Annotated in this window: 9 protein-coding genes; 7 read left to right on the forward strand and 2 right to left on the reverse strand. The window is 64.1% G+C overall.

Annotated features, from left to right (window positions below):
- Positions 1-35: 35 nt before the first annotated feature.
- Together A2I95_RS09070 and A2I95_RS09075 are read right to left on the reverse strand one after the other, a co-directional pair.
- Positions 36-563 carry a prolyl-tRNA synthetase associated domain-containing protein gene (locus A2I95_RS09070; protein WP_291729451.1) on the reverse strand — a complete coding sequence of 176 codons (528 nt, stop codon included), beginning with the start codon at positions 561-563 and terminating at the stop codon, positions 36-38.
- Positions 564-748: 185 nt separating this feature from the next.
- On the reverse strand, positions 749-2,656 hold the full coding sequence (locus A2I95_RS09075) for an elongation factor G (RefSeq protein WP_291729452.1): 1,908 nt from the start codon (positions 2,654-2,656) through the stop codon (positions 749-751).
- Between the two features lie 274 nt (positions 2,657-2,930).
- Between A2I95_RS09075 and A2I95_RS09080 the strand changes: the two genes are divergently transcribed.
- From A2I95_RS09080 to rpsP, 7 genes are all read left to right on the forward strand, one after another.
- Positions 2,931-3,458 (forward strand): hypothetical protein, encoded by a 528-nt coding sequence (locus tag A2I95_RS09080; protein WP_291729453.1) that lies wholly within the window; start codon positions 2,931-2,933, stop codon positions 3,456-3,458.
- Between the two features lie 165 nt (positions 3,459-3,623).
- Positions 3,624-5,147, forward strand: coding sequence for a signal recognition particle protein (gene ffh, locus A2I95_RS09085; protein ID WP_291729454.1), 1,524 nt, complete (start codon positions 3,624-3,626; stop codon positions 5,145-5,147).
- A gap of 3 nt (positions 5,148-5,150) precedes the next feature.
- Entirely contained in the window at positions 5,151-5,702 is a 552-nt protein-coding gene (locus tag A2I95_RS09090) for a GNAT family N-acetyltransferase (protein ID WP_291729455.1), read from the forward strand.
- Positions 5,703-5,851: 149 nt separating this feature from the next.
- Positions 5,852-6,418, forward strand: coding sequence for a GNAT family N-acetyltransferase (locus A2I95_RS09095; protein WP_291729456.1), 567 nt, complete (start codon positions 5,852-5,854; stop codon positions 6,416-6,418).
- Positions 6,419-6,479: 61 nt separating this feature from the next.
- The gene (locus A2I95_RS09100) at positions 6,480-7,082 is read left to right on the forward strand and encodes a GNAT family N-acetyltransferase (RefSeq protein WP_291729457.1); all 603 of its coding nucleotides are present in this window, start codon (positions 6,480-6,482) and stop codon (positions 7,080-7,082) included.
- A gap of 114 nt (positions 7,083-7,196) precedes the next feature.
- Positions 7,197-7,505 (forward strand): chorismate mutase, encoded by a 309-nt coding sequence (locus A2I95_RS09105; protein ID WP_291729458.1) that lies wholly within the window; start codon positions 7,197-7,199, stop codon positions 7,503-7,505.
- Positions 7,506-7,566: 61 nt separating this feature from the next.
- Positions 7,567-7,771, forward strand: a 205-nt coding sequence (gene rpsP, locus A2I95_RS09110; protein ID WP_291729459.1) for a 30S ribosomal protein S16, incomplete at its 3' end; no start/stop codon positions are given.

Here is a 7,771-nt window from a genome sequence, read left to right on the forward strand (position 1 = left end):
CGCGCTGGATTTGCGCTGGAGGAGGAACGGGACGGTTAGACCCAGTTCACCTCGACGCCGGCCTTCTCAAAGAACGCCATCACATCGTCATGCTTCATCGCAACCGTGCGGTCATTGACCAGCGGATGCATATAGATCACATCCGCCTCTTGCGCCTGCGCATCCATATAGAATGTAACGCCCTTCTCAGCGCCGGTGATCATCGCCAGCGGACTGACCGCGCCAGGGCGGATCCCGAGGGTCTCCAGCAGCCGGTCCGCCGAGCCGAACGACAGGTTGCCGATGCCTAGTTCTGTACCCAGCGCCTTCAGGTCGATGTCCCGGTCCTGCTGCAGCGTCACCAGATAGTTCCGCTTCTTCTTGTCCCGCAGGTACAGGTTCTTCAGCCGCAGCGCGTTTTCGCCGGGCACCATGAACTGATCCTCGACACCTTTGGCATCCTCGACCGTGCGCAGCGGCACATGGGTGTGCAGGATATAGGGAATGCCCCACGCATCCAATTGCGCCAGCAGCGCATCCGAGGAAATGGGCAGGCTGTCCTGATAAGCCGATGACGCGTCCATGATCTTTCTCCGCAAGCCGTTCCGGGTTGCAGCGCAGATCACGCCAAACGGCATCGGGGCGCAAGAGCTGTTCCGCCGCCTGCGCCCCGTTTTGCGCCAGTTCAAGCGGTGGGCGCATTGTCCGCCCTGCGCATTGTCCAAACGCCGCCCGCTTCGGGTGGACGATTCCGCCCACCGCCCGCTGGTCACGCCTCGGCGAAATCCGCCCGCCGCGCCTCTTCATAGTGGTCGAAATCGGTGCTGAACCAACCGGTGCCGCGGGTGGCGCTGGCCAAGGTACTGCACAGATCATCCTGCGCCGACATTGGCAGCAGCGTCTCGAACACATCCCAGCCGGCCACGCCAACCTCAGCCTCGAACCCCAGGATCTGACCCTTCATGCCGCTCACCACCGGCACCAGTCCGCCGGTGAACACGGACGGCACATGGATATTCACCCGCATGATTGGCTGCAGCAGCACCGCGCCAGCCTCAGACATTGCTTCGCGTACAGCGTTCTTGCCTGCGGTGCGGAAGGCATAGTCGGAACTGTCCACCGAATGGTGCTTGCCGTCCTTCAAGGTCACGCAGATATCCACCACCGGGTGGCCGTTCAGCCCCTGCGCCAGCGCCTCATGCGCGCCGGCCTCAACCGAGGGGATATAGTTCTTGGGCACTGCGCCGCCCTTCACTGTCTCCTCGAACACAAAACCGCTGCCGCGCGGCAAGGGCTTCACCTCGATCACCACATCGGCGAACTGCCCGGCGCCGCCGGACTGCTTGCGGTGGCGGTAATGGACCTGCATCGCTTTCTTGATGGTCTCGCGCAGCGCCGGCGGCACCGGCCCTTCCTCCACCTCGACCCCGAACTCCTCTTTCAAAGCCTGCTTGATGCGGCGCATATGCAGCGGCCCCTGCAGGTTCAGCAGCACATGGCCGCTGGCCTCATCCTGCCCCACCACCAGCGCCGGGTCGATTTCCGCCAGACGCTCCAGCGCGCCCGACAGGCGGGCATCGTCCCGTTCATTTACCGGGGTGATCAACCGGCGGAAGGTCGAGGGCCGCGGCTGCGCCCACTCCGGCAGCGGTGCCGCGCCATCGCGGCCATAAGCAAAGCCCAGGTTGAGGTGATCTGATTTCACCGCCTGCCCCATGTCGCCCGGCGTCAGGCTGGAATTTGCCACAGAGCCGACGCCCGTCAGCGATCCCAGCGCGGCGCCGCCAACCGGCACGCCGTTGCCGACACTGCCGTCCAACGCCCGCACCATCACGGTCTTGCCCAGATGCTTGACCAGATCCGCCATGCAGCCCACCGCCACCACACCGCCGCCCTGCGACAGCCGCTCCAGCGCCACGCCTACATCCGGCGCTTCGTGGCGCAGCGACTTCATCAGCCGCATGATCCCGTTCTTATGCTCGGCAGAGCCCATCAGCGCCGGGATCAGGTCATTGTGCTGCAACACCTTGGTGGCCACCTCATAGGCCTCCTCAACCATCACTTGCTGATCCTCGATCAATTCCTCCAGCAGCGTGTCGTCAAAATCTGCCAGCGCTTCCAGCAGCTCGGTGCGGGCCTCCTGCTCGCGAGCGTACATGGCCACCGGCAGCTCGATCAGCGCCGAAGTCTTGCCCTCCTGATACTGCCAGGCGCGTTCGGAGATCAGATCCACAGCACCCACAACCTGGCCATCCTCGCGGATCGGCACCTGCCGCAAGATGATGTTGTGGCTGCAATAGGCCTGAAGTTCGGCAACGATTTCCGCCACGCGGTCCGCCGCCTGGTCCATACGGTTGACAAAAATAAAGGCGGGAATGCCCGCCTCTTCCAGTTTGCGCAAGTACGGCGCGCTCAGCACCGCAGCCCCGGCATCTGCCGGAACGCAGAGGACGGCAGCATCACTGGCGGCCAGCGCCGGCCCCGCCTGCGCCAGATTGTCGGCGCCGCCTGCGATGTCGATCGCAGCCCAGTCCTCATCCATAAATAAAAAAGGCTGCAACGCGGCGACGCCTGCAACCTCTTGCCGCTTGCCCGCAGCGCTGTCCAGATTGGCCAGCGCCGTGGCTAGCGTTGATTTGCCGGACTGCGACGGTCCCAGAATAGTGAAAACGCGCATGTTCTCAGATCCTCCCTTAGCTAGTGCGAATACCCGCCTAGGACCGCGGACGCCAAAGGCGTGCGGCTTGCCTGTGCTGAAGATCTGCCTCGGTGCTCCTCTGAGCGGCCCGCGCCGGTGAGTGGACAGCAAGGGACCGCTTCCGATGTTGGCCAAGCGCCCTGCCCCGAGTCAAGCGCGCAGAGGGCGTAGCGATGGCGCCCCGCACACGGATTTGACGCAAAGCCCGCCATTTTCCCCTGAATGGCCACCTGCCCTTAGGTAAGCTGATATCATGAAAATCACCCGCAACACGCCTGAGCAGCTGATCCTGTCCGACACGCCCTGGCTGATCGGAATCATGCTTGTCTTTTTCATTCTGGTCTTTGCCGGCGCCGGTCTTGGCATGCTCAGCCAGGGCGGTGACCTTCTCTGGCCCGGCCTGATCTTTACTTTCGTTGGCGGAGGCATGGGCGCGCTGGCCTTCTGCCTTTTCGTGCGCCGGGTACAGGTGATCCTGGACCGCCCCGACGGCAGCATTGTGATCCGGCGCCAGTCGGTGTTCGGCTACAACGAAGTGGCGCACCGTCTCGCCGACCTCTCCCACGCCGAGGTGGAGAGCACCACCAGCCGCAGCGAGAGCCGCACCCGCACGCTCTACCGCCCCGTGCTGATCCTGGACGGCGGCATGAGCGCCGGCCGCCACCCAGTGACCGAGGCCTACACCAACGGCCGCGGCTCGCAGCGGCTGAGCGATGCGATAAACGCATGGCTCTCTGCCGAAAGCCCGGCAAAGGTTGACTCCGGCCCCCAATCCGCGTAACGCCTGCCCCAACATCCGGGAGATCTCATGTCTTCCGGTCCCTGCCCGTGCCAGGGATCGCCCCCCACCAGCGTTATACGCCCGTGGGGGCATTTGCGCATGGACCGCTTGTCCCCTACATACGGGGGCGCCACACCTTGAAACCGGCATCAGGAGGCCGCAGGCATGTTTGAAAATCTATCCGAACGCCTTTCCGGCGTCTTTGACCGGCTGACCAAACAGGGCGCCCTGAACGAAGAAGACGTCAAATCCGCACTGCGCGAAGTCCGCGTCGCTCTGCTGGAAGCCGACGTCTCGCTGCCGGTTGCCCGCGACTTCGTCAAGAAGGTGCAGGAGCAGGCCACCGGCCAATCCGTCACCAAATCGGTGACCCCGGGCCAGCAGGTGGTCAAGATCGTGCACGACGCGCTGGTCGACGTGCTGCGCGGCGACGAGGACCCCGGCAGGCTCAAGGTCGACAACCCCCCTGCCCCCGTCCTGATGGTCGGCCTGCAGGGCTCCGGCAAGACAACAACCACCGGCAAGCTGGCGAAACGGCTGAAGGAGAAAGAGGGCAAGAAGGTCCTGATGGCCTCGCTCGACATCTACCGCCCGGCAGCGATGGACCAGCTGGCCGTCCTCGGCACCCAGATCGGCGTTGATACCCTGCCGATCGTGCCCGGCCAGAAACCCGTCGACATCGCCAAACGCGCCAAACAGCAGGCGACGCTCGGCGGCTATGACGTCTACATGCTCGACACCGCCGGCCGCCTGCACATTGACGAGACCCTGATGCAGGAGGTCGAGGACGTCCGCAACGTGGTCTCCCCGCGCGAGACCCTGCTGGTGGTCGACGGCCTCACCGGCCAGGTCGCGGTTGAAGTCGCGGAAGAGTTCGACGCAAAGATCGGCATCTCCGGCGTGGTGCTGACCCGGATGGACGGCGACGGCCGCGGCGGTGCGGCGCTGTCAATGCGCGCCGTCACTGGCAAGCCGATCCGCTTTGTCGGCCTGGGCGAGAAGATGGACGCCATCGAGACCTTCGAGCCGGACCGTATCGCGGGCCGTATCCTTGGCATGGGCGACATCGTGGCGCTGGTCGAAAAGGCCCAGGAGACCATCGAGGCCGAACAGGCCGAGCGGATGATGAAGCGCATGATGAAGGGTCAGTTCAACATGAACGACCTGAAGATGCAGCTGGAACAGATGCTCCAGATGGGCGGCATGGAGGGCATGATGCAGATGATGCCCGGCATGGGCAAAATGGCCAAGCAGGTGCAGGACGCCGGCATGGACGACAAGGTGCTGAAACGCCAGATCGCCATGGTCCAGTCGATGACCAAGAAAGAACGCGCCAACCCCGCCCTCTTGCAGGCCAGCCGCAAGAAACGCATCGCGGCCGGTGCTGGCATGGAAGTGTCCGACCTCAACAAGCTTCTGAAGATGCACCGGCAGATGGCCGATGTGATGAAGAAGATGGGCAAGATGGGCAAAGGCAAGATGCTGAAACAGGCCATGAAGGGCATGTTCGGCAAAGGCGGCGGCATGCCCGGCATGGAAGGCATGGACCCCTCGCAAATGGACCCCAAGGCGCTGGAAGCGGCGGCCAAGGCAATGGGCGGCGGCAAGGGCCTGCCCGGCGGCCTCCCCGGCCTCGGCGGCGGCATGGGCCTGCCTGCGGGCCTCAGCGGCTTCGGCAAGAAGAAGTAAGCGATGCAACTCCCCGCCATCCCTCAGCTTGAAACCGAACGCCTGGTCCTGCGCGGACCGGAAGCGGCGGATTTTGGGCCGGTGGCAGCGTTCTTCGCCGACGAAGCGCGCTCCTGGGGGTTTGGCGGCCCGCTCGACCGTAACGAGGCCTGGCGCTGGTTCAGCATGTCGGTGGGCCACTGGGCAATGCGCGGATTTGGCTTCTGGACCATCACTTGCAAGGAAACCCGCGAACCGCTTGGCATCACCGGCATCTGGCAGCCTGAGGGCTGGCCGGAACCGGAACTGGGCTGGGTCGCGTTTCCGGCGGGCGAAGGCCGCGGCATCATGGCCGAGGCTGCCTTGGCCGTCCGCACCCACGCCTATGACGTGATGGGCCTGCCGGCACTCAGTTCCAACATCTTCCCGGGCAACACCCGCTCCGTGGCACTGGCCGAACGGCTCGGCGCGGTGTTCGAGGCGGAATTCGAGAATCCGAAACACGGGCGCGAGCTGGTCTACCGCCACCCCGCCCCTGCCTCGCCCTGCGACGGCGGGATGGAGGCCTACGCATGAGCTTCCGTCAAATTGATCTGAAAACGGCACCCCCGGCAGCCGCTTCCGCAGCCCGTTTAACTGAAAATTACGCAGTCTCCCCGATACTCCATCATTGGATGGGTGAATTTCATGCCGGGCGGTCCGCCGCCCGGATAAAGGGGTATAAGATGACTGACGTGCAAACGCCGTATCCACGGCTTGTTTCAAAACGGCTTATGCTGATTTCTCCGGCGGACCCGGAGTTCGACGCCAATGCGGCTTTCCTGGATCCTGGAGCGCCGCGCTTTATCGATGCGGCGGAGGATACTGACTCGCTCTGGTGGTCGATTGCCACCATCATCGGCCATTGGCACCTGCACGGCTACGGCCTGTTCGCGGTGGTGGAGCGCAGCTCCGGGCTGACTGTGGGCCTCGTCGGTCCCTGGTTCCCCAAGGGCTGGCCGGAACCGGAACTGTCCTGGCATCTGATGGAAACCGGTCGCGGCAAGGGTTATGCTAGCGAAGCCGCGCAATGTGTTCTCGACTGGCTGTTCACCGAGGCCGGCTGGGACTCGATCGTCTCCTACGTGCCGGAGGAAAACGACGCTTCCATCGCGCTGGCCCGCCGCGTCGGCGCGCGGCCCGAAAAGCCGATCTCCTTCCGCCTGCAGCCCGCCCCCAACATCCGCGCCTGGCGCCACATGCCGCCGGCCCGCGTGACCGGCCCGCAGGCCGTTCAGGGCCTGCTCCACTGATGCGCCTGCATGGGATCATATCCCGGCCCGGCCGCGCCCTTTCTTCGAAAGGAGCGCGCTGATGCCGTTTGACATCCCGGTGATCGAAACCCGCCGCCTGGTGCTGCGTGGCCCCGAGCCGCAGGACTATCCTGACTTCAAGGCCACTTTCAGCTCCTACCGCTCGCGGTTCATGGGCGGGCCGCTCAACACCTATGAAGCCTGGATGCTTTATGCCGCCGAGATCGGCCATTGGCAGGTGCGCGGTTTCGGCATGTGGATGATCCACGACAAGACCACGGATGAAACCTACGGCATGGCCGGCGGCTGGCAGCCCGCAGGCTGGCCCGAGCAGGAAATCGCCTGGATCATCTGGCCCGGTGCCGCCGGCAAGGGCTACGCGCTGGAGGCTGCGCACGCCGCACGCGGACATTTTTATTCAAATCTGGGCTGGAAAACCGCGGTCAGCTATATCGACCCTAAAAACCTCGACTCGACCCGGCTTGCGGAACGTCTGGGCGCCACCAAGGACCCTGAGGCCGCCACCATCGACGGTAATGATGCGGTCTACCGCCACCCCGGGCCGGACGCCTTGAAAGACAGCCAGATTGCGCATGGAATCGACATGGAGATCGCCCATTACGCCGACCCGCTGTTCAAGCCGGAGGGCTGGGCGCTTGACTGATCTGCACCGGAAAACGCATTTGCTGCGCTGCGGCGGTGCACAGGGGGTGTACAGGGGGTGCATGCCCGCTGCCGCCCCGGCACACCCCGGCCTTGCTGCCCTGCGGAGGACCTGATGACGACCGGAACCCAAGATCCCATCGCCCGCGCAGCCCAGTTGCTGAAGGGCCACCGCGAAAGCATCGACCGTCTGGATGCGATCCTCGTCTATACTCTGGGCGAGCGGTTCAAGCACACCCAGGCGGTGGGCCGGCTTAAGGCTGAACACGACCTTCCCCCGTCCGATCCGGCCCGCGAAGCGGCACAGATCGCACGGCTCGAAGACTTGGCGGAACAGGCCGACCTGGACCCTGAATTTGCCAAGGCTTTCCTGAACTTCATCATCGGGGAAGTCATCCGCCACCACAAGAAACACCAAAAATAACAACAGACAACAGGAACAACCGGGGCAAACCCCGGACAACGCCATCAAAGGAGATGTACCCATGGCAATGAAAATCCGTTTGGCCCGCGGCGGCTCTAAAAAGCGTCCTTTTTACCGCATCGTGGCTGCTGACAGCCGCATGCCGCGCGACGGCCGCTTCATCGAGAAGCTGGGCACCTACAACCCGCTGCTGCCGAAAGACAGCGAAGAGCGCGTGAAAATGGACATGGAACGCGTGCAGCACTGGCTSGACCAYGGCGCRCAGC

The sequence above is a fragment of the Leisingera sp. F5 genome (genome assembly GCF_001593695.1).

Bases quoted from the DNA above. Each gene is read 5' to 3' on its own strand.
- A2I95_RS09070 (WP_291729451.1), bottom strand. From the start codon at position 563: ATGGACGCGTCATCGGCTTATCAGGACAGCCTGCCCATTTCCTCGGAT.
- A2I95_RS09075 (WP_291729452.1), bottom strand. From the start codon at position 2,656: ATGCGCGTTTTCACTATTCTGGGACCGTCGCAGTCCGGCAAATCAACG.
- A2I95_RS09080 (WP_291729453.1), top strand. From the start codon at position 2,931: ATGAAAATCACCCGCAACACGCCTGAGCAGCTGATCCTGTCCGACACG.
- ffh (WP_291729454.1), top strand. From the start codon at position 3,624: ATGTTTGAAAATCTATCCGAACGCCTTTCCGGCGTCTTTGACCGGCTG.
- A2I95_RS09090 (WP_291729455.1), top strand. From the start codon at position 5,151: ATGCAACTCCCCGCCATCCCTCAGCTTGAAACCGAACGCCTGGTCCTG.
- A2I95_RS09095 (WP_291729456.1), top strand. From the start codon at position 5,852: ATGACTGACGTGCAAACGCCGTATCCACGGCTTGTTTCAAAACGGCTT.
- A2I95_RS09100 (WP_291729457.1), top strand. From the start codon at position 6,480: ATGCCGTTTGACATCCCGGTGATCGAAACCCGCCGCCTGGTGCTGCGT.
- A2I95_RS09105 (WP_291729458.1), top strand. From the start codon at position 7,197: ATGACGACCGGAACCCAAGATCCCATCGCCCGCGCAGCCCAGTTGCTG.